At 74.8% G+C, this 20,499-nt stretch carries 23 protein-coding genes; 12 read left to right on the forward strand and 11 right to left on the reverse strand.

Going from position 1 to position 20,499, the window contains the following annotated elements; genetic code table 11:
* Positions 1-29: 29 nt before the first annotated feature.
* The 11 genes from ACFPBZ_RS02165 (at position 30) to ACFPBZ_RS02215 (ending at position 9,940) form a co-directional block, all read left to right on the forward strand.
* Positions 30-2,294 (forward strand): HNH endonuclease signature motif containing protein, encoded by a 2,265-nt coding sequence (locus ACFPBZ_RS02165; RefSeq protein ID WP_378034351.1) that lies wholly within the window; start codon positions 30-32, stop codon positions 2,292-2,294.
* A gap of 452 nt (positions 2,295-2,746) precedes the next feature.
* Complete coding sequence (locus tag ACFPBZ_RS02170) at positions 2,747-2,950, forward strand: hypothetical protein (protein WP_378034352.1); 204 nt, start codon at positions 2,747-2,749, stop codon at positions 2,948-2,950.
* Positions 2,951-2,978: 28 nt separating this feature from the next.
* On the forward strand, positions 2,979-3,131 hold the full coding sequence (locus tag ACFPBZ_RS02175) for a hypothetical protein (RefSeq protein ID WP_378034353.1): 153 nt from the start codon (positions 2,979-2,981) through the stop codon (positions 3,129-3,131).
* A complete protein-coding gene (locus ACFPBZ_RS02180; protein ID WP_378034354.1) occupies positions 3,128-4,219 on the forward strand; it encodes a YeiH family protein in 1,092 nt (363 codons plus the stop codon). Before ACFPBZ_RS02175 ends, ACFPBZ_RS02180 begins: the two co-directional genes overlap by 4 nt.
* Before the next feature lie 279 nt (positions 4,220-4,498).
* Positions 4,499-5,581, forward strand: a complete 1,083-nt coding sequence (locus tag ACFPBZ_RS02185; protein WP_378034355.1) for an ABC transporter substrate-binding protein — start codon at positions 4,499-4,501, stop codon at positions 5,579-5,581.
* Positions 5,582-5,604: 23 nt separating this feature from the next.
* A complete protein-coding gene (locus tag ACFPBZ_RS02190; protein ID WP_378034356.1) occupies positions 5,605-6,402 on the forward strand; it encodes an ABC transporter ATP-binding protein in 798 nt (265 codons plus the stop codon).
* Entirely contained in the window at positions 6,392-7,288 is an 897-nt protein-coding gene (locus ACFPBZ_RS02195; protein WP_378034357.1) for an ABC transporter permease, read from the forward strand. Before ACFPBZ_RS02190 ends, ACFPBZ_RS02195 begins: the two co-directional genes overlap by 11 nt.
* Before the next feature lie 80 nt (positions 7,289-7,368).
* The gene (gene cysC, locus ACFPBZ_RS02200; protein ID WP_378034358.1) at positions 7,369-8,010 is read left to right on the forward strand and encodes an adenylyl-sulfate kinase; all 642 of its coding nucleotides are present in this window, start codon (positions 7,369-7,371) and stop codon (positions 8,008-8,010) included.
* A 12-nt stretch (positions 8,011-8,022) separates the two neighbouring features.
* Entirely contained in the window at positions 8,023-8,961 is a 939-nt protein-coding gene (locus ACFPBZ_RS02205) for a glycoside hydrolase family protein (protein ID WP_378034359.1), read from the forward strand.
* A complete protein-coding gene (locus ACFPBZ_RS02210) occupies positions 8,961-9,743 on the forward strand; it encodes a sulfotransferase family protein (RefSeq protein WP_378034360.1) in 783 nt (260 codons plus the stop codon). The genes ACFPBZ_RS02205 and ACFPBZ_RS02210 overlap by 1 nt, the downstream gene beginning before the upstream one ends.
* Positions 9,743-9,940, forward strand: coding sequence for a DUF202 domain-containing protein (locus ACFPBZ_RS02215; RefSeq protein WP_378034361.1), 198 nt, complete (start codon positions 9,743-9,745; stop codon positions 9,938-9,940). Before ACFPBZ_RS02210 ends, ACFPBZ_RS02215 begins: the two co-directional genes overlap by 1 nt.
* Here the strand turns inward: ACFPBZ_RS02215 and ACFPBZ_RS02220 are convergent.
* Genes ACFPBZ_RS02220 through ACFPBZ_RS02250 form a run of 7 tightly spaced genes read right to left on the reverse strand, consistent with a single transcriptional unit; the run spans position 9,937 to position 16,392 of the window.
* On the reverse strand, positions 9,937-10,281 hold the full coding sequence (locus tag ACFPBZ_RS02220; RefSeq protein WP_378034362.1) for a 4Fe-4S dicluster domain-containing protein: 345 nt from the start codon (positions 10,279-10,281) through the stop codon (positions 9,937-9,939). The two genes, ACFPBZ_RS02215 and ACFPBZ_RS02220, sit on opposite strands and share 4 nt — an antisense overlap.
* Positions 10,278-11,849 (reverse strand): FAD-dependent oxidoreductase, encoded by a 1,572-nt coding sequence (locus tag ACFPBZ_RS02225; RefSeq protein ID WP_378034363.1) that lies wholly within the window; start codon positions 11,847-11,849, stop codon positions 10,278-10,280. Before ACFPBZ_RS02225 ends, ACFPBZ_RS02220 begins: the two co-directional genes overlap by 4 nt.
* Positions 11,846-12,232 carry a 4Fe-4S dicluster domain-containing protein gene (locus tag ACFPBZ_RS02230; protein ID WP_378034364.1) on the reverse strand — a complete coding sequence of 129 codons (387 nt, stop codon included), beginning with the start codon at positions 12,230-12,232 and terminating at the stop codon, positions 11,846-11,848. The genes ACFPBZ_RS02225 and ACFPBZ_RS02230 overlap by 4 nt, the downstream gene beginning before the upstream one ends.
* Positions 12,229-13,821: an FAD-binding protein gene (locus ACFPBZ_RS02235; protein ID WP_378034365.1), complete on the reverse strand. Its 1,593-nt coding sequence runs from the start codon at positions 13,819-13,821 to the stop codon at positions 12,229-12,231. The genes ACFPBZ_RS02230 and ACFPBZ_RS02235 overlap by 4 nt, the downstream gene beginning before the upstream one ends.
* The gene (locus ACFPBZ_RS02240) at positions 13,818-14,789 is read right to left on the reverse strand and encodes an ABC transporter substrate-binding protein (protein WP_378034366.1); all 972 of its coding nucleotides are present in this window, start codon (positions 14,787-14,789) and stop codon (positions 13,818-13,820) included. The genes ACFPBZ_RS02235 and ACFPBZ_RS02240 overlap by 4 nt, the downstream gene beginning before the upstream one ends.
* Positions 14,786-15,541 (reverse strand): ABC transporter ATP-binding protein, encoded by a 756-nt coding sequence (locus ACFPBZ_RS02245; RefSeq protein ID WP_378034367.1) that lies wholly within the window; start codon positions 15,539-15,541, stop codon positions 14,786-14,788. Before ACFPBZ_RS02245 ends, ACFPBZ_RS02240 begins: the two co-directional genes overlap by 4 nt.
* A complete protein-coding gene (locus ACFPBZ_RS02250) occupies positions 15,541-16,392 on the reverse strand; it encodes an ABC transporter permease (RefSeq protein WP_378034368.1) in 852 nt (283 codons plus the stop codon). Before ACFPBZ_RS02250 ends, ACFPBZ_RS02245 begins: the two co-directional genes overlap by 1 nt.
* Before the next feature lie 376 nt (positions 16,393-16,768).
* Here ACFPBZ_RS02250 and ACFPBZ_RS02255 point away from each other — a divergent pair, with 376 nt between their 5' ends.
* Entirely contained in the window at positions 16,769-17,551 is a 783-nt protein-coding gene (locus ACFPBZ_RS02255; protein WP_378034369.1) for a TSUP family transporter, read from the forward strand.
* A 75-nt stretch (positions 17,552-17,626) separates the two neighbouring features.
* On the opposite strand, the gene ACFPBZ_RS02260 is transcribed toward ACFPBZ_RS02255, so the two are convergent.
* The 4 genes from ACFPBZ_RS02260 to ACFPBZ_RS02275 all read right to left on the reverse strand — a co-directional run bounded on the left by ACFPBZ_RS02260 (position 17,627) and on the right by ACFPBZ_RS02275 (position 20,487).
* A complete protein-coding gene (locus ACFPBZ_RS02260) occupies positions 17,627-18,109 on the reverse strand; it encodes an OsmC family protein (protein WP_378034370.1) in 483 nt (160 codons plus the stop codon).
* 134 nt (positions 18,110-18,243) lie between these two features.
* On the reverse strand, positions 18,244-18,885 hold the full coding sequence (locus ACFPBZ_RS02265; RefSeq protein WP_378034371.1) for a hypothetical protein: 642 nt from the start codon (positions 18,883-18,885) through the stop codon (positions 18,244-18,246).
* On the reverse strand, positions 18,882-19,199 hold the full coding sequence (locus tag ACFPBZ_RS02270) for a hypothetical protein (protein ID WP_378034372.1): 318 nt from the start codon (positions 19,197-19,199) through the stop codon (positions 18,882-18,884). Before ACFPBZ_RS02270 ends, ACFPBZ_RS02265 begins: the two co-directional genes overlap by 4 nt.
* Positions 19,200-19,419: 220 nt before the next feature.
* Positions 19,420-20,487, reverse strand: a complete 1,068-nt coding sequence (locus ACFPBZ_RS02275) for an LLM class flavin-dependent oxidoreductase (RefSeq protein ID WP_378034373.1) — start codon at positions 20,485-20,487, stop codon at positions 19,420-19,422.
* Positions 20,488-20,499: the final 12 nt, after the last annotated feature.

The following is a 20,499-nucleotide window of genomic DNA, read 5'->3' on the forward strand; positions in this document are numbered from 1 at the left end:
TGTCGGACCCTCGAACTAGTGTTCTATTCATGACGGTGACCGGGGAGTTCCTGCGCGAGGACGGGGTGTTCGACGAACTCCTGCCCGCCGCGCCCCTCGGGGATCCCGCCGAATGCGTCGGCCAGGACGCCGAGGCCGGGCTGGTGGCCTGGCACCGGGTGCTCAACCACGTGACGTGGCGGCGGCTGCGCTGGATCCGCGACACCGCCCGCGCCCGCGCCGACACGCTCGAGCGCTGGCCCGAGCCCGACCCGCGGATCATCGCCGCGGCGTTGGGGTGGTCGGTGGGCATGTCCGCGTCGCGGATCGAGCTGGCCGAGGGGGCCCTGGAGCGGATGCCGCGGCTGGGGGAGGCGATCCGTGACGGGCTGGTGGAGGAGTCGAAGGCCGGGAAGTTCGTCGTCGGGTTGCGGGATGTGGACGACGAGCAGGCCCGCACCGTGGTCGACGCGTTGATCGACCAGGCGCCGGGGCTGGGGGTGTTCGAGTTGGAGCAGAAGATCGCGGCGGCGGTGAAGGACGTCGACGCCGACGGGGCGGAGAACCGCCGCAAGGCCGCGGTCGCGCGGGCGCGGGTGCGGACGAGGACGGCGCCGTCGGGGGCGGTGGAGATCCACGGACTGGATCTGGACCCCGACATCGCGGTCCCCGCGTTCGAGCGGATCGCCGCGATCGCCGATGAGGTGTCCGGGCGGCTCACGGCCGCCGGGACCGATGTGCCCCTGTCGCGGGTGCAGGCGTCGGTGTATCTGCGGTTGTTGCACGGCTGCCCCGACGGCGACAACGACGACCTGGCGATCGCTGATTACGTCACCGAGGAACTCCTCGACCCACCCGCCCCCGACGACGAGCCCGGCGCGGACGGACCGGACGACCAGCGCCCGGACGACCAGCGCCCGGACGACCAGCGCCCGGACGACCAGGGCCCGGACGACGACGGCCCGGACGACAGCGGCCCGGACGACAGCGGCCCGGACGACGGCGGCCCGGACGACGGCGGCCCCGAGGACCAGGGCCCGACGGCCGGCGACGGTGGCCCCGGCCGCGACAGTCCCGACGAGCCCGACGTGAACGGTGGGCCCGGCGACGACGATGGCCCTTCAGGTGGTGGCCCGGACGACGTGAGGGCCCGCAGCTCCGCCACCCCGGCAGACCTGCCCGACCTCGACGCCGTGACCGCACGCCACCGACCCGACGACGGCGACCCCGACGGTCCCGGGACGCGCGCTGCCGAAGACTCCTCGAGCACGGGGGATCTCGCCGAGCCCGGTACGTCACCGCCGCCGTGGCAGCCCGGCGACCTCCCTCCGGACCCGCCCCCGGACGACACCCCGGACCCGACGATCCCCACCGGCCAGCCGCCACCCCCGCTGACCGCGCGGCTCACCGACCGCGGCCTGGAGTTCCGGCCCAGCACGCTGCGGACTTCGCTGCTCACCGTGCTCGGGCTCCACCGCGCCCACGGCCGGCTCCCCGTCGGCGCTCTCTGCGGCGGTGATGCGCACGCAATGGCGTGGGCGCGGACGTGCGCCCAGTTCCGGGTCCTGCTCCACGACGAGCACGGTGCCCTGGAGTGGGTGCTGCTCGTCCGCCCGCCGCACCGACCGGGCGCCGACCCCCGCTACCGCCGCCAGGTCGTCGAACTCACCGCCCACACCAGCGAACTCGACGCCCTCGACCCCGACACCCAGCTCGTCGGGCACTTCGCCGAACTCGCCCGCCGCACGAAAGCCGCCCTCGAGACACAGCGGGCCCGGCCATCCGAAGAGCATCCGGCGAGAACCACCGCTCAGGCCCACCAGCGGTTCCCCGGCGCCCAGCTCACCCGGTATGTCCAGGCCCGCGACCGGACCTGCCGGTTCCCGATGTGCACCGTCCCCGCCGTGGCCTGCCACCTCGACCACACCCACGACTGGCTCCTCGACGGCCCGACCCAGGCCGACAACCTCGGGGCTCTCTCCGTCGGCGACCACCTCCGCAAACACGACCCGAGAAGTGGCTGGACCGTCGAACAGCCCACCCCGGGCCGGTTCGTGTGGACCGCACCCACCGGCACCACCCACACCGTCGACCCCGAGCCCTACCGGCCGCTACGCCCGGTCCAGCGCACGCAGTTCGATCACGGCGTCACCGACACCTACGAACCGAAGATGCAGCGCCCGTGGCGCCCCCGCACCGACAAGCACGGCCACATCACCGACGCCGCCCGAGCCACCCTCGACGACCTCGACCGCCGACACCGCGAACGACACAACCAGCCGCCCGACCCCTTCGACGACGACCCACCCTTCTGAGTCAGGCCACCCGCGCCGACGCGTCCGTCGAGAAACTCCGACTGTCGGCCGGGCCCGGCGCATCACACCGGCTTGACCCCCGGCGGTCGGTGGTGTTCCGTCCTTCTCATGACGCCGTGGAGCTCGCTGGTCACTCGTGACCACGTCGACCTCTGCCGCGTGTGGTCCGCCGCCTGTCGTTGAGCTGCCGCTCCGTCACCTCCCGGCCGGAACCGTCGCGCAGCAGCCGCGCCTGCGCTCCGTCACCGAGTCCCGCCGGCTCGACGTCGGGTTCGCCCTCGCCGGGGACGCGCCCCTGATCCGGGCGGCCGGCACGAGGCTCCTGGCCGACGGCTCTGACGTCCGGGTCCTCGCCACAGGGGGCACCTCGCCCTCCGCGCTGCGCGCCCCCCAGGTCGACCCGCCCGAAGCGGCCTGACCTCCTCGTTCACTCCTTCACCCGGGAGACACCTGTGTCCTTCAGCCCCCGCGGCGCTGCCGTCGCCCTGTTCCTGACCCACCTCGACGCCGTCGTCCAGCGCGAGGTCTCCGCCGTCGACGCCGGTGCCGGCCGCTGGGAGCTCGAGGCCGAGCGCATCGCCGCCGAGGTCGCGAGCTCCCTCGCCCTGCTCCGCGCCGAGCTCCAGCGCCACCGCACCGCCTTCGCCGTCGACTGACCCACCACCACCACGAGGGGGAACACCCATGTCCGAACCCACGCCGCCCGAGGCCACCACGGATCGCCCGGGCGGGCTCGCCCGTCTCGGGGCCGACTGGATCGCAGTGATCGTCGCCGGGATCCTCGTCCTGCTCGCGGGCACCGGCCTGCTCCCGACGATCCCGTTCCTCATCAAATGAGCACCGCGGAGGAGACCACGACGACGGCCGGCCCGTCGGGCATCGTCCGGGCCGTCCCGGGGATCCTGCTGCTGGTCGTCATCGGGGTGATCGGGGTGGCCCTGCAGGCCGGGGTCCGCCAGCTCGGAACGACGGTCGGGACCCGCCTGCCCGACGTCGAGTACGTGCTCTGGGCGATCCTGCTGGGGTTGCTCGTGCGCAACACCCTCGGTGTCGCGAAGGTGTTCCGGCCCGGCGTCGCCACCTACGAGTTCTGGCTCAAGATCGGCATCGTCCTGCTCGGGGCGCGCTACCTGCTGGGCGACCTCGTGAAGCTCGGTGGCCTGTCCTTCGTGCTCATCCTCATCGACATGGCCGTCGCGACCACGGTGATCCTGCTGGTGGGCCGCTGGTTCGGGCTCGGAGGCAAGCTCTCGTCGCTGCTCGCGATCGGCACCTCGATCTGCGGGGTCTCGGCGATCATCGCCGGGCGCGGGGCGATCGGCGCCGACGACGAGGACTCGGGCTACTCCATCGCCGCGATCCTCGCGCTGGGCGCGGTGGCGCTGTTCAGCTTCCCGGCGATCGGCCACCTGCTGAACCTCTCCGACCTGCAGTTCGGCCTGTGGGCCGGCCTCGCGGTGGACAACACCGCCGAGACGACCGCGACCGGCGCCGCCTATTCGCCGGCCGCGCAGGACGTCGCCGTGGCGGTCAAGAACACCCGCAACGCGCTCATCGGCATCGTCGTGCTCGGCTATGCCGCCTACTGGGCGACCCGCGGCGGCCGGGCGATCGCGTCGACCGGCCGCGAGCGTGTCGCGTTCGTCTGGGCCACCTTCCCGAAGTTCGTCCTGGGCTTCCTCGCCGTGGCCGCGCTCGGCACCGTCGGGTTCTTCTCCGGGGCGGACAAGACGAGCCTGGGGAACCTGTCGAAGTGGGCGTTCCTGCTCTGCTTCGCCGGGGTGGGCCTCAACTTCGACCTGCGGGCGCTCGCCCGGAGCGGATGGCGGCCGCTGATCGTGGCGGCCGTGGGCCTCGTCGTCGTGGCGGCGTGCTCGCTCGGCCTCGTCCTGCTGGCCTCGCCGGCGCTCGGGAGCGCACCGTGACCGTCCGATCGGGCAGTGACCGCCCCCACGGCGGTGGCAACCCCGATCAGGGCATGGCAGGCTCCTCCGCATGAGTGCGTCCGGTCTGCGTCTCGTGGCTCGTCGCCACGTGGACTACGGGCGCGTGTTCAGCTCGGCCTGTCCGGCCACCTGACGCACCGCTGATCCCGGCCGTCCACGTGGTGGCGGCCGGCTGCAACGTGCCGTGATGCCCCGGCCGTCCCCCTTCCACGACCCCGCCGACCACCGTGCGGGGCCGCCCCCTGGAGAAACACACCCGTGACCAGCCCCCGTCGGCGCGGCCTGCTCGCCGCGCCCGTCCTGGTGCTCGCCCTCGCCCTGTCCGTGCTCGCCGGCTGCAGCCGTGCCCAGGAGTCCGCGCCCGCCCCGGCCGCCGACGCGGGCCCGGCGCCGGAGCTGCGGCTCGGCTACTTCCCCAACATCACCCACGCCGGCGCGCTGATCGGCGTGCAGAACGGTCTGTTCGCCCAGCAGCTCGGGCAGACGAAGCTCTCGACGCAGACGTTCAACGCCGGCCCGGAGGAGACGGGCGCGCTGCTCGGCAACTCCATCGACCTGGGCTTCATCGGCTCCGGTCCGGCGATCAACGCCTACAAGCAGAACCCCGAGGGCATCCGCCTCATCTCGGGGGCGACCTCGGGCGGCGCGCAGCTCGTCGTGCGGCCCGGCATCACGAACCCGCAGCAGCTCCTCGGGAAGAAGATCGCCACCCCGCAGCTGGCGAACACCCAGGACATCGCGCTGAAGAAGTGGCTCAAGGACAACAACCTGCCCGCGGGCACGGGCCCCGGCGCCGTCGAGATCGTCAACATCGACAACGCCCGGGCGCTCGACGCCTACAAGACCGGCCAGCTCGACGGCGGGTGGCTGCCGGAGCCGTTCGCGTCCCGGTTCGTGCTCGAGGGCGGCGCGGTGCCGCTGCTCGACGAGAAGGCGCTGTGGCCGAACGGCCAGTTCCCGACGACGGTCGTGATCGCCCGGACCGACTACGTCCAGCAGCACCCCGCCACCGTGGCCGCGTTCCTCAAGGGCCTCGTGGCCGCGGAGGACCTCGCCCGTACCGACCCGAACGCGGCCAAGGCCGCGGCCAACGCCGGACTCGGTGCCGCGGGGAGCAAGCCGCTCGCGCAGAACGTCCTCGACCGCGCGTGGGGAGAGGTCAGCCTGAACCCCGATCCGCTCGCGTCGACCTTCCCGACGCTGGCCCAGAACGCCGTGACGGCCGGGACGGCCCAGGCCGCGACGGACGTCAACGGCCTGTTCGACGTCGGCCCGCTCAACCAGGCCCTCAGCGCCGCCGGTCGCCCGACCGTCGACGCCGGCGGCCTGGACAGCAAGTGACCACCATCGCCAGGAGAGCAGTCATGACCGCCACGCTCGAGCGTTCCCAACCGGGACCTCGCACCGGACCGCCCGCCCTGGACGTCCGCGGGGTGTCGAAGGTGTTCGGCACCGGGCAGGACGCCGTCGTCGCCCTCGACGGGGTCGACCTCTCGGTCGCCCCGGGGGAGTTCGTCTGCCTGCTGGGGGCCTCGGGCTGCGGCAAGTCGACGCTGCTCAACCTGGCCGCCGGTCTCGACCGTCCCACCTCGGGCACGGTCGAGACCACGGCGGAGCGCCCGGCGGTGATGTTCCAGGAGGCGGCGCTGCTGCCATGGCTCACCGCCGGCAAGAACGTCGAGCTCCCGCTGCGCCTGTCCGGGGTCGGTCGGTCGGCGCGCAAGGAGCGGGCCCGGGAGCTGCTCTCCCTCGTGCGGCTCGAGGGCCTGGCCGACAAGCGCCCGCACGAGCTCTCCGGTGGCATGCGCCAGCGCGTCGCCCTCGCCCGGGCGCTCGCGGCGGCCACCGGCGTGGGTGAGGGCGGCGAGACCCGGCACGAGGCCGGGGTGCTGCTCATGGACGAGCCGTTCGGCGCGCTCGACGCGATCACCCGCGACGTCCTGCAGGCCGAACTGCTGCGGGTGTGGGAGGCCACCGGCACCACCGTGCTGTTCGTGACCCACGACGTCCGCGAGTCGGTCCGGCTCGCCGAGCGGGTGGTGCTCCTGTCCTCCCGGCCGGGACGGGTGGTCCGCGAGTGGGGCACCGACACCGACCACGTCGAGCTCCACGCCCACATCACCGGCGAGCTGCGCGAGGTGATCTCCGCCCATGCCCGCTGACTCCCCGGTCCTCGAGGAGGAGCGCCCGCCCAGGGACGCCGCCGACGTCGGCCGCGGGCTCGACGCCCTCGACACCCCCACCGAGCAGCGCACCCCGTTCTGGCGGCGGGCCGTGCGCGGCGTGCTGCCGCCGATCGTGGCGGTCGTGCTGTTCATCGTCCTGTGGCAGGTCCTCTGGGCCTCCGCGATCTGGCCGGAGTTCAAGCTGCCCTCGCCGGAGGCGGTGTTCGGCACGATCGGCGGCGACATCGCCGACGGCCGGGCGCTCTCGATCGTGTGGACGTCGATCAGCCGCGCGATCCTCGGCTTCCTGCTCGCCGTGGTGGTCGCGACCCCGCTCGGGCTGCTCGTCGCCACCGTGCCGCTGGTCCGGTCGGCCATCGGCCCGATCCTGACCGGGCTGCAGAGCCTGCCCTCGGTCGCATGGGTGCCCGCGGCGGTGCTGTGGTTCGGGCTGACCGACGCGACCATCTACTTCGTCGTGCTGATGGGCGCCGTGCCCTCGATCGCGAACGGGCTCGTCTCCGGGATCGACCAGGTCCCCCCGCTGCTGCCCCGGGTCGGGTACGCGATGGGGGCCTCGCGCGTCCAGTCCGCGCGGCTGATCATGCTGCCCGCCGCGCTGCCGGGATTCCTCGGCGGCCTCAAGCAGGGCTGGGCGTTCTCCTGGCGCTCACTCATGGCGGCGGAGATCATCGCGACCTCGCCGAGCCTCGGGTTCGGCCTCGGCGCCTACCTGAACGAGGGGCAGGCGCTCTCGGACATGCCGTCGGTGATCGCCGCGATCATCCTCATCCTGATCGTGGGGATCGGGATCGAGCTGCTGTTCTTCCGGCCCGCCGAGCTGCGCGTCCTGCGGGCCCGGGGCCTCGGCGGGGGGCCGTAAGCGCCGCTGCCTCCGGTGACACCGCCGGCCGACGCCACCGCCGTCGTCGGGCCGCCCGCCTCCCGCGACGAGGAGCACGCATGTCCGCAGGCCTCACCGTCCACCCGTCGTCCGTCCCCTGCGCCGGCGGCGCCACCGTCTGGCTGACCGGCCTGCCCAGCGCCGGGAAGTCGACGATCGCCGCCGGGGTCGCCGAGCGGCTGCGCACCACCCGGTGCGGGGTCGAGATCCTCGACGGCGACGTCATCCGCACCAACCTGTCCAAGGGGCTGGGCTTCAGCCGCGAGGACCGCGCGGTCAACATCCGCCGCATCGGGTTCGTCTCGGGGCTGCTCGCCCGCAACGGGGTGGTGGTCCTCGTGGCGGCCATCGCGCCGCACGCCGAGGTCCGCGACCAGGTCCGGGCCGACCACGACGAGCACGGCGTGCCCTACGTCGAGGTGCACGTCTCCACCCCGGTCGAGGTGACCTCCGAGCGCGACGTCAAGGGGCTCTACGCGAAGCACCGGGCGGGCGAGATCACCGGGCTGACCGGGGTCGACGACGAGTACGAGGTGCCGCAGCACCCCGACGTGGTCCTGCCGACCCACGAGCAGTCGGTGGACGAGTCGGTCGAGGCCCTGGTGGAGCACCTCGCTGCCCTGGGCGTCGTCGACCTGGGCGACGGGGAACGGACCCAGCCGCACCCCGCGCTGCGCGACGCCGCCCGCCGCACCGCCTGACGAAGGAGCCCCGTGAGCCGCATCGACCCCACCGGCGCCCCCCTGCCCGACGGGATCACCGGGATCGTCGTCGTCCCGCCGCCCGACGGCCGGCCCGGCACCTGGGCCGGCGCGCCCAGCGCGGTCCGCCACGACGGCGCGGTGTACCTCGCCTACCGCCTGCGCCGACCCGAGGGGGAGGGGCGCGGGTACGCCAACGTGGTCGCGCGGTCCACCGACGGCGTGACCTTCGAGGTGGTCGCGGTGGTGGAGAAGGAGCGGTTCTCCGCGGAGTCGCTGGAGCGGCCGGCGCTGGTGGTCACCCCGGACGGGCGGTGGCGGCTCTACGTCAGCTGCGCGACCCCGGGCACCAAGCACTGGTGGGTCGAGCTGCTCGAGGCCGACAGCCCGTCCGGCCTCTCGACGGCCCCGTCCACCACGGTCCTCCCCGGTTCCGCCGAGCTCGCCGTCAAGGACCCCGTGGTGCAGTCCCACGGCGGGACCTGGCACCTCTGGGCGTCGGTGCACCCGCTCGACGATCCCGACGCCACCGACCGCATGACCACCGAGTACGCCACCAGCGACGACGGCGTCGTCTGGACCTGGCAGGGCACCGCGCTCGCCCCGCGGCCCGGGCACTGGGACTCCCGCGGGGTGCGCATCAGCTCGGTGGTCGACCTCGGCGACCGGCTCGTCGCCACCTACGACGGCCGCGCGAGCGCGGGGGAGAACTGGGAGGAGCGCACCGGGACCGCGGTGGCCGACGGGGAGTTCGGTCGGTTCCGCGCCGTCGGCGACGAGAACACCCCGGCCGCGGAGGCGGGGCCGGCCGGCGGGGCCCGGGGCCTGCGCTACCTCGAGGTGCTGCCCCTGCCCGGCGGCGAGTACCGCCTCTACTACGAGATCACCCGGCCGGACGGCGCCCACGAGCTGCGGACCGAACTGGTCGGCGCCCTCGTGGAGGTCGGCTAGTGCTGCCCGACTTCCTGCTGCTGGGCGCCCCGAAGTGCGGGACGTCCGCCCTGCACAACGCGCTGCGCACCCACCCGCAGCTCTACCTGCCCACGGTGAAGGAACCGAAGTTCTTCCTCACCGACGGGCCGCCGCCCACCAGCGGCGGCGGGCCGGGCGACGTGGAGACCTGGGCCGAGCACGTGTGGCGCCGCGAGGACTACGAGGCCCTCTTCGCCGACGCACCGCCGGGGACGCTCCGGGGCGAGGGCACGGTCTTCTACCTCTACGACCGCGACGCCCAGCAGCGCATCCACGACCTCGTGCCCGACGCGCGCCTGGTCGCCGTGCTGCGCGACCCGGTCGAGCGCGCGCACTCCAACTGGGCCCACCTGCGGGAGGCCGGGCTGGAGCCGGAGGCGGACTTCCTCGCGGCGTGCGGGCTCGAGCCGCAGCGACGGGAGGCGGGCTGGGCGCACTTCTGGCACTACGTGGCGGCCGGGCGCTACGGCGAGCAGGTCGAGGACCTGCTCGAGGCCTTCGATCGCGAGCAGGTGCTGCTGCTGCGCTACCGCGACCTGCGCGACGAGCCCACGGCGACCGCCGACCGGGTGTGCGCGTTCCTCGGGGTGGAGACCGGGCTCATCAACGGGGTGCCGCGCCACCACGTGCGGGGCGACGTCACCGGCCGCACCAGCGGCCCGACGACGGCCGAGCGCGCGACGGCGCTGGAGTGGTTCGCCGACGACGTCGTCCGGCTCGAGGAGGTCACCGGCTGGGACCTCGCCGACTGGCGGCGCTGATGGCCGACTCGCGCTGGGTGCTCGCGCGGGAGCGCACGCAGCTGGCGTGGGCCCGGTTCTCGGTGGCCTGTTCGCTGGTCGCGATCGCCCTCGTGGTGTTCGTCCCCCGCGAGGTGCCGACGGTGCTCGTCGTGGTCCCCGGGGGACTGATCGCGCTCGGCGCCCTCGTCGCGGCGCTCCGGCTGTTCCGCGCCTAGACCAGGGGCGGCCCGGGCGGGTCGTTCGGCTCATGGCGCAGCGGCGGGCCGACCGCCGTCCGGGCGCCGGGGGTGCGACCGTGCCCCCAGCCCAGGGCCTCGCGGTAGCTGCCCAGCGCGACGTCGGCCTCGTCGGGCGGGATGGCCAGGGGAGCGCGTTCCGGTGCGACGAACAGGGCGTCGACCGGGCACCAGGCCTCGCACATGAAGCAGGTCTGGCAGTCGCCCTGCCGGGCGATCACCGGGTTCGCGCCGGGGACGCGGTCGAAGACGTCGGTGGGGCAGACGTCGACGCAGCGGTCGCACCCGATGCAGCGGTCGGCCGAGAGCAGCTCGATCACGCCGCCACCGCCGCCGGCGCCGCGGGGCGGACCCAGACGTCGTCGAGCCCACCGGTGTCGAGCCGGACGTGCCACGCCGGGTCGGCGCCCGGCCGGTCCTCCCGCTTGTGCATCCCCCGGGACTCCTCGCGGGCGAGCGCCGCGGCGTACATCCACCGCGCCGTGGCCGTCATCGCCACCGCCTCGCGGGCCCGCCAGGCCTCGCCGTCGACACCCTCCCGGACCTCGGCCCAGAGGGCGTCCAGGCGCCCGAGCGCCGGGGTGAGCCGCTCGCCGTGGCGCAGGAAGTTCTTCTCGTAGGGCAGCACCTCGTCCTGGACGGCGCGGACGACGTCGCGGGCGGCGAGCCGTCCACGCCCGGAGGGGGCCGGGACCGCGACGGGGCTCCCCGACGGCAGGGTGGGGAGGGCGCGTCCGGAGGCGGACGCGTACCGCGCGGCGGCGCGTCCGGCCCAGCTGCCCGAGGACAGCGCCCAGGCCGCGTTGTGGCTGCCGCCGCCGGTGAAACCGCCGCAGATGTACTCCCGGCTGGCGACGTCGCCGGCCGCGTACAGGCCCGGGACACCGGTGTCGCACTCGGTCGAGGCGAGCGCGAGGCCTCCCGTGCCACGCACGGTGCCCTCGGCGAGCAGCGTGATCTCGAACAGGTCGGCGAACGGGTCGATGCCGGCCCGGTCGAACGGCAGGAAGAAGTTGGGCTGGCCCCGGCGCATCGCCGCCTGCTCGGGGGGCCCGGCGTGGTCGAGGCGGCACAGGACGGGCTCGGACAGCAGCGTCCGCGCGATCACGGACCGACCGCGGGTGCTGCCCGCGCCCTCGAGCACCGTGCCGTCGGCGCGGTAGAAGGTGGCGTAGCTGTAGTAGGCGGTCTTGGTCACCGTGCTGTGCGCCGGCGCGATGGCGTAGGCGTTCGAGAACTCCATGCCCGACAGGTGCGCACCGACCTCGGCGGCGGCCAGGGTGCCGTCGCCGGTGTCGACGTCGCAGCCCAGGGCCCCGCTGGCGAACGCGCAGCCGCCGGTCGCCAGCACCACGGCCCGGGACCGGACCCGGTAGTCGACCCCGGCCTGGCGTCGGGTGCCGACGGCTCCGGCGACGCTCCCGTCGGCCGCGGTCAGCAGGCCGTGGAGGGGGGAGTGGTCGAGGATGCGCACCCCGGCGCGTCGCACGAGGGCGCGCATCCGGCGCATGTACTCCGGGCCCTGCACCCCGCGCCGGATCTCACGACCGGTGTCGTCGCGGGGGAACGGATAGCGGCCGCGGGCGGAGAGCTCGTTCATCCCGGCGTAGGTCTCGTCGAGGACGCGGGCCATCCAGCCCCGGTCGGCGAGGTAGCCGCCCAGGGCCTCGCGCGAGGCCATGGCGGTCTCGCGCGCCGCGGGATCGGGCTCGACGTACCAGACGCCGGTGCCGGCGGAGGCGGTCGCGCCACTGGCCCCGCACCATCCCTTGTCGACGAGGACCACGTCGGCCCCGGAGTCGGCGGCCCGCAGGGCCGCCCACGTCCCGGCCGGGCCACCCCCGGCCACGAGCACGTCGGTGTCGATCTCCAGCACGTCGGTGGTCATGCCGGCGGCCTCCCGGGTTCGGTGGTGTCCGGCCCACGCAGCGAGCGCAGGCGAGCGGTGAAGACCTGGTTCCGGTCGGCGACGCTGCCGGGGGCGCGCCCGTGGCCCCACCCGACGACGCGGCGGTAGGCCCCGAACTGGTCCGCCCGGGCCAGGACGTCCTCGTCGCGCAGCGGGGACCCCTCCGGGGCGGGGCCGGACAGGGGAGCGACGAACAGCGCGTCGGTCGGGCAGTAGGCCTCGCACAGGAAACAGGTCTGGCAGTCCGACTGGCGGGCGATCGTCGGGCGGCCCCGCTCGTCGGCGTCGAAGACGTTGGTCGGGCAGACGTCGACGCAGACGCCGCAGTCGATGCAGCGGTCCTCGCTGATCACCTCGATCACGACGCGACCAGCCCCTCGCGGCGACCGGTCGTCCCGGGCCGTACGACGATCTCGTCGAGTCCCGTCACGCGCAGCCGCCGCGCCTGCGACGGGTCGGTCGCGGGATGGTCGTCGCGACGGTGCATCGCCCGCGACTCCGGCCGGGCCAGGGCCGCGCGGTACATCCACCGGGCGTGCGCCACCATCGCGGCGGCCTCCCGGGCGCGGGTCCCGGGGCGGTCGTCGGGCGCGAGGCCGTCCACGACCTCCTCCCACAGCGGGTCGAGCACGGCGAGCGACTCCTGCAGGCCGCGGCCGGTGCGGAAGCGGTTGAGCTCGAGCGGCAGGACCCGGGCCTGGACGGTCGCGACGACGTCCGCCGCGCTGCGCCGCATCGTCCGGGTGGGGCGCAGGCCGGCCCGTCCCGCCGGCGCGACCCCGGTGGGGCGCGGGCGGCCGCGGGCGTGGCGGGCCGCGGCGTCGCCGGCCCAGCTCCCCGAGGAGATGGCCCAGGCGCCGTTGTGGCTGCCGCCGCCGGTGATCCCCCCGGTGACGTCCTCGCGCGAGGCGGCGTCCCCGGCGGCGTAGAGCCCGGGCACCGTCGTCGCGCACCCGTCACCCGGGACCGCGATGCCGCCCGTCCCGCGGACGGTGCCCTCGCAGACGGCGCGGATGCCGAAGCGCTCGCGGAAGGGGTCGATGCCCGCCTTGTCGAACGGCAGGAAGAAGTTCGGCTGCGAGGTGCGCATGGCGTCGCGGACCGCGGGTTCGGCGTGGTCGAGCCGCGCGTAGACCGGTCCCTCGAGCATCGCCCGGTGCAGCGCCGGACCGGCCATCGGAGGCAGGTCGAGGGCCGTCCCGTCGGCGCGGCTGTAGCTCGCGAACTGGTACATGAGGCCCTTGGTCTGGGCCCCGAAGGCGGGGGCGGTGCCGTACTGGGACGAGAACTCCATCCCGGAGAGCTCCGCCCCGACCTCGGCCGCCATCAGGGCCCCGTCGCCCGTGTCGACGTTGCACCCCAGGGCCCCGGAGAGGAACGCGCATCCGCCGGTGGCGACGACGACCGCCCCGGCCTCGACCGCCCACGGGATGTTGCCGGCCTGGCGGAGCACCCCGGCCGCCCCGACGACCGTGCCGTCGGCGTCGCGGTGCAGCTCGGTGGCGGGTGCGTGGTCGAGGACGACGACCCCCGCCCGGCGGACCCGGCGTCGTTGCACCCGCATGTACTCCGGACCCTGCAGGCTCCCGAGGTAGCGACCCCTCCCGTCCTGGTCGGGCGGGAAGGGGTAGCCCGCGGCGGCCAGTTCGTGCACCGCGTCCCAGGTCCGGGCGAGCGCCCCGGCCATGCGGGCGGGGTCGGCGAGGTACCCGCCCTCGCGCATCCGGGCCGCGATCGCCCGGTCCCGGGCGTCGCCGTCGGGCGGCACGAACCACAGGTTGTTGCCGCCGGCCGCGGCCGCGCCGCTCGTTCCGCACCAGCCCTTGTCGGCGAGGGCGACGGTCGCGCCCCGGGCGGCCGCGGCGAGCGCGGCCCAGGTGCCCGCGGGCCCGCCGCCCAGGACGAGCACGTCCACCCGCGGCGGGACCGCCGGCCGGGGCCGCCGGCTCACGCCCGACCCCCGGGCGCCACCCAGGAGCCGACGTCGAACGGAGCGGCGGCGAGCTGCTGGGCGACGAGGAAGTCGAGCGTGGCCCGGGCCGTGTCGACGTCGGCGCCGGTCACGGCGGGGTTGCCGAACACCGACGCCGGATAGGCCTGCTGGATGACCGGCAGCGGGAGGCCGGAGACGCGGGCGGCGAAGGCGTGGTAGGCGGAGGGGTCGCGGGACACCCCGGCGGCGGCCTCGGCGATCCCGGCGTTCCAGGCCTGGGCGAGCTGCGGGTACCTGGTGGCCGCGTCGGTGGCGACGGTGACGTAGCTGTTGCCGGGCAGACCGGGGTGGGACGCCGCCCTGTCGAGGACCGCGTAGCCGCGGGAGGCCAGCAGCGGGGCGGTCGGCACCGGCGCCGCGTAGGCGGCGATGTCGCCCTTGTCGAGGGCCTGCTGCGCGGCGTTCGTCAACAGGAAGGTGATCTTGACCGAGGACGCGAGGCCGCTCTCGTTCAGCAGCCCGACGAGGTAGCGGTGCATGTAGGAGCCCTGCTGGGTGGCCACCGTCTTCCCGCGCAGCGCCTCGAGCGAGGTGACGCCGGGGCCGCCGATCAGCCAGGCGTCCTGGCCGCGCACGCTGACCCCGGACAGCTGGGTCGGCAGGTTCGCGGCCCGACCGGAGACCGCCGGGGTGTCCCCGAGGACGCCCAGGTCGAGCGCCCCGCCCTTGAGCGCCTGGTTGAGGTTGGGGCCGTTGGGGAACGACGAGAACTCCACGGCGGTGATCCCGGCATCGCGCAGGTGCCGCTGGAGGATCCCCTGGTCGTAGGCCCAGCTGTCGATCCCGTAGCCCTCCTGGCTCCCGGTGACGATGATCCCCACCCGCAGCGTCGCGCCCTGCGGGGCGGAGGGATCGCCGGAGCTGCACGCGGCCAGGGCGAACAGCAGGAGGACACCGACGGCGAGACGGCGGAGACGGCGGGTCACGGGGTGGGCTCCTCGGTGGTGGGGACCTCGACGCCGAGCCAGGTCAGGAGCTGGTCGCGGCGGGTGCCGAACGCGGCGCTGCTGGGGTCGCGCGGGCGGTCGAGGTCGATCGGCAGGTCGTGGGCGAGCACGCCGTCCCGGAGGACGACGGCGCGGTCGGCGAGGGTGACGGCCTCGTCGACGTCGTGGGTGACGAGGACCGCGGCGAGGCCGCGGCGTGCGCAGAGGTCCGCGATCAGGCGCTGCATCCGCAGGCGGGTCAGGGCGTCCAGGCTGGCGAGGGGCTCGTCGAGCAGGAGCAGGTCGGGGTCGCGAACGAGAGCCCGGGCCAGGGCCACCCGCTGGGCCTCCCCGCCGGAGAGGGTCTTCGGCCACTGGTGCGCGAGGTGGGCGAGCCCGACCTCGCGCAGCGCCTCCGTCGCGCGGTCCCGGGCGTCCCGCCCGACGAGACCGAAGGCGACGTTGCGCCAGGCGCGGCGCCACGGGAGCAGGCGCGGCTCCTGGAAGGCCACCGACACCCGCCGCGGCACGCGGACCCGGCCCTCCGCGCCGGGGTCGAGCCCCCCGAGGACCCGCAGGAGCGTCGTCTTGCCGGAGCCGCTGGCGCCGAGCAGGGCGACGAACTCCCCGGGGCGGACCGTCAGGTGGATCCCGCGGAGGATCTCCCGGTCGCCGAAGCGGCGGCGGATGTCCCGGGCATCGACGACGAGTGCGTGCCCGGAGGTGGTGTCGGTCGGCAGGGTCGAGGTCATCAGCCGGCCTCCAGACCCTGGCGCCAGGTCAGCAGGACCCGCTCGAGACCGCGGACGATCAGGTCCGAGAGCAGCCCGAGCAGGGCGTAGACGACCAGGCAGACGACGATCCGGTCGGTCCGCAGGTTGTCCTGGGCCCGCAGCATCAGCGACCCGATCCCGCCGTCGGAGCTGATCTGCTCGCCGACCACGAGAGCGAGCCAGGCGATCCCGAGGGCGAGGCGGAGCCCGACGAGGATGTTCGGGAGAGCGCCGGGCAGCACGACGGACCGGACCACGTGCCAGTGCCCGGCCCCGAACGTGCGGGCCGCCTCGACCAGCCGCCCGTCGACGTTGCGGATGCCGACGAGGGTGTTCACGTACACCGGGAAGCAGACGCCCAGGAAGACCAGCGCGACCTTCGGGGTGTCGCCGATGCCGAACCAGAGGATCAGCAGGGGCGTGATCCCGAGGAACGGCAGGGTGCGCAGCATCTGCATCGGGCTGTCGACGAGGTCCTCGCCGATCCGGAAGAGGCCGGAGGCCAGGGCCAGGGCCAGCCCGACCGGGACTCCGAGGGCGAGGCCCCCGGCGGCACGCTGCAGCGAGGTGAGCAGCGCCTCGTCGAGTTCGCCGGAGCCGAACATCTCCACGGCGCTGCGCGCGGTGTCCAGCGGGGAGGACAGCGTGTCCGGGGAGAGCAGCCCCGAGGTGGAGGCGACCTGCCACAGGGCCACCAGCCCGACGACGACCAGCGTGCGCCGGACCGGATGGGGGAGGCCGCGACGCCGGCGGGCCGCGCGCAGGGGGAGCTCGTGCAGTTCGGGCGCCTCCTGGGACGGGCGGGAGGAGGCGAGGGGAGGTGCGGACACGGAGGCCCTTCGTTCGTGGTGGTGGGGTGCGCACGACGACGAGCCGCGACCGCCCGGGGGCCGGGCGGCGCGGACTCGGGGGACGACCGGTCAGCGACAGAGAGTGCTGGAGATGCGCTTGAAGTCGACGTGGCGGCGCCGGGAGAACGCGGGACGACGCACGGCGTTCTCCTCTCGGTGGGTCACCGGGGCACGCTCCGGATCACTTGAGCGTGTGATCCCGCTGCCCGAGAATCAAGGCCGGGGCCGCATCGAGTGGTCTCCGTCACCGGTCGGGTGGCACTCCGCCGGGCGGGGCGGTTCCGGCCCGGTGCCCGCCCCGGTCGCGACCTGCCACCAGGCCGGAGCGCACGTCGTCGCAGGTCCGGGGTGGTCCGTGGAGTCGTGGCTCGTCGTCGGGTTCGCCGCCGGTCTGGTCATCGCCGCGGTGACGAGCCCGGTCGGGGTGTCGGGAGCGGTATTCCTGCTGCCGGTACAGCTCTCCGTCCTCGCCGTTCCGAGCCCGGCGATCACCCCGACCAACCTGCTGTTCAACGTGGTGTCCGTCCCGGGTGCCGTGGTCCGGTACCTCCGCCGCGGCCAGGTCGACCGGGCTCTCACCGGAGCCCTCGTGGCGGGCACCCTGCCCGGGGTGCTCGCCGGGTCGGTGCTGCGGGTGTTCGTCGTTCCCGGGCCGGTGGTCTTCCGGTTGCTGCTGGGCGCGTTCCTGGTCCCGCTGGGCGTCCGGCTGTGTCTGCGGTCGTCCGGGCGACGTCGGCGGCGGGACTCGCCGCCGGGACGCGTGGTTCTCGTCGTGCTCGGGAGCCTGGCCGGCGCGATCGGCGGGGTCTACGGGATCGGTGGCGGGTCGCTGCTCGGCCCGCTGCTGGTCGGGCGGGGACTGCCCGTCTCGCGGGTCGCGCCGGCCGCGCTGATGACGACCCTGCTGACCTCGGTGGTCGGAGCCGGGGCCTACACGGTGATCTCGGTGCTGGTTCCCGGCACGGGTGCAGAACCGGAATGGGCGCTGGGACTCGTCTGCGGGCTGGGCGGGTCGATCGGCGGCTACCTGGGCGCGCGGGTGCAGCGGAGCGTCAGCGAATCCGCGCTGCGGGTCGTGCTGGGTGTACTGGCCGGTGCCCTCGGGCTCGCCTACGTGATCGACGCCCTGACGGGATGATCACCGACGCGTTCTCCGGACCGTCGGGACGGGCGGCCGCCGGCCGTGCGGGCACGGCCGGCGACGCCCCTCGGATCAGACCGAGGCCGGGATCTCGGCGCGGGTCCAGTTGTTCTCGAACTCCAGCCCGCTGCGCTTGAACAGCTGGGTGACCGGGCAGCGGCGCTCGGTCTCCGAGATCAGCTGCGCGAACTGCTCCTCGGTCGCGTCGGTCTCGATGGTGGCACGCACCTCGACGCGGTCGAAGTTGGCGTTGCCCTCGGCGCCGCCCACGAGAACGGCGGTGTCGAGGTCGCCGACGATGTCGAAGTTCCAGCTCGTGACCGTGATGCCCAGGTCCTTCGCGACGAGGCTGCCGGTCACCTGGTTGCACGAGGTCAGGGCGCCGAGCGCGTAGAACAGCGGGCTCGGGGCCGAGTCCTGGCCGCCGAAGGCGGGGTAGGCGTCGGTGTGGAAGACGTGGCCGCCCTCGCCGCCGGCGGTGAGGGTCTGGTAGACGCCCGTGCCCTCGCCGTGGACGGCGAACGGGACGACGGTCTCCTTGGGCTTGATGGCCATGCTGAGGGGTCTCCTGGTGCTCGATCGGTCAACCGCTCCGCGGGTCGCGGACCGGGAGTGCGGGGAGGGGCGGATCCTCGGACGTACGTCCGGGGTGCCTCCGGGGGTTCAGCCCGGGTGACGGGGGTCGCCCGTCACCGGGCGCGGTGCAGCCGGGCGAGGACGCGGGCCTGCACGTCGCGGTGGGCCTGCCGCGCCGCCGGGTCGAGCGGGACGCGGTCTCCGGCGACCTCCGCGAGCGCCACGGCGGCCGGGTCGACGACGGGCACGAGCACGGCGAGCAGACAGCCGAGGGCCGCCGGGTGCTGGTGGTCGGGCGGCTCGCCGGGAGCGCCGCCCAGCGCGTGGAGCGCGTCGCCGAGGGCCCCGTGGCGCGTCCGGTGCCGGTTCGTCAGTTGGGCCGCGGCCTGGCCGAGGAGGGCGAGGTCGGTGGTGTCGACCGACACCACGCGGAACCCGACCGGGCCGTCCCCGGCAGCCTCGCCGAGCACCGGGTGCAGCGCTGCACCGAGCCGGTGCAGGGCCCGGTGGGCGAGGCGCCCGGCCAGGGGCACCGGGAGACCCGCGCCGACGACCGCGCCGACGGGCAGGGTCGCCGGGTCGACCGAGGCGGCGATCGCCACGGCCCGCTCGGCGTGCTGGTCCTCCGCGCGTGCGCAGGCCGCGAGGACCCGCTCGGCGGCGCCGAGCAGGGCCGCGACCTCGCCGATGACGGGCACGAGGTACGCAGCGGTCGTGACCCCGGCGAGGGCCGGGCTGCGCTCCGGGCGGGTCATCGGAGCAGGTCCCGGGCGGTGAGCAGGGCCAGGTAGGCGTCCTCGAGGTCGCCGGCGGCGAGGTGGGCGCACGCGACGCGCACCGCGGGGACGGCCGCGACCGGACCGTCCTCGCCGACCCGTTCGACGGCGTCCCGGAGCGCCTGGTCGATCTGACGGCGCGCGGCGTGCCCGGCGGCACCGTCGACCTCCTCGAGGCGGATCACGGCCGCGACGACGACGCGCAGCAGGGAGGACGAGGGGTGGGCGCGCCGGGCATGGCGGGCGCGCGTGGGCTTGGGATCGGACAGCGGGGGATCGGACAGCAGGGTCACGTCGGAGCCGTTTCGTGGAGCGCCGCGGACAGCGGCGTCAGGGGAACGGCATCGTCGGGAAGTTCGCGGAGCGACGCCGTTCAGGACCGGGGGCGGCAGGGACCCGGCCGACAGGAGGTGCCGGTGAGGCGGCACAGGTCGACGTGGAGGCGTCGTACCAGCGTCTGCCCCACGGTCACGGGCTCCAGTCTGGTCGACGCGCGGCCGGAGGCCAAGACGGTCACAGCAGCGGGAGGACGCCCTCCCCGAACTGGTAGGCCTCCTCGAGGTGCGGATAGCCCGACATGACGAACTCGTCGATCCCCAGCTCGTGGTACTCGGCGATGCGTTCCGCGACCTGCTCGTGGCTCCCGACGAGCGCGGTGCCGGCGCCGCCGCGCACGAGCCCGATCCCGGCCCACAGGTTGGGGCTGATCTCGAGGTCGTCGGCCGAGCCGCCGTGCAGGGCGAGCATGCGCTGCTGGCCCACCGACTGGCTGGTGCGCAGCGCGGCCTGGGCGCGCTCGATCGCGGCGGGCTCGAGGGAGTCGAGCAGTCGCCGGGCCTGGGCCCACGCCTCCTCGGCGGTGTCGCGGGTGATCACGTGCAGCCGGATCCCGAACCGGACCGTCCGGCCCAGCTCGTCGGCGAGCTTGCGCACCCGCCCGATCTTCTCCGCGACCCCGGCCGGGGGCTCGCCCCAGGTCAGGTAGACGTCGGCGTGCCGGGCGGCCACCGGGAGGGCGGCGTCGGACGAGCCGCCGAAGTAGATCGGCGGCGTCGGGTCGGGCGGGGCGTAGGTGGACGCCCCGACGACGCGGTACTGGTCGCCGGAGAAGTCGAACGGCTCCGCGCCCCACGCGCCGCGGAGCACCGTCAGGAACTCGTCGGTGCGGGCGTAGCGCGAGTCGTGGTCGGCCCAGTCGCCGAAGCGCTGCTGCTCGACGGCGTCGCCACCGGTGACGATGTTGAGCATCAGCCGGCCGTCGGAGATGCGCTGGTAGCTCGACGCCTGCTGCGCGGCCAGGGTCGGCGAGATCAGGCCGGGGCGGAACGCGACGAGGTAGCGCAGCGTGCGGGTCTCGCGCAGAAGTGCCGCCGTGGTGATCCAGGCGTCCTCGCAGAACGACCCCGTGGGCGTCAGGACCCCGACGAAGCCGAGGTGCTCGGCCGCGCGGGCGACCTGGGCGAGGTAGTCGATGTCGGCGCCGCGGGAGGCGTCGTCCACGTCCCCGCGGTCGGCGTGGCGGCGCGCGACGATGCCGCGCGAGTCGCCGGAGGTCGGGAGGAACCAGTGGGGGGTGATCATGGTGTGCGCTAC

The sequence above is a fragment of the Actinomycetospora atypica genome (assembly GCF_042653685.1).
Lineage (GTDB): Bacteria > Actinomycetota > Actinomycetes > Mycobacteriales > Pseudonocardiaceae > Actinomycetospora > Actinomycetospora atypica.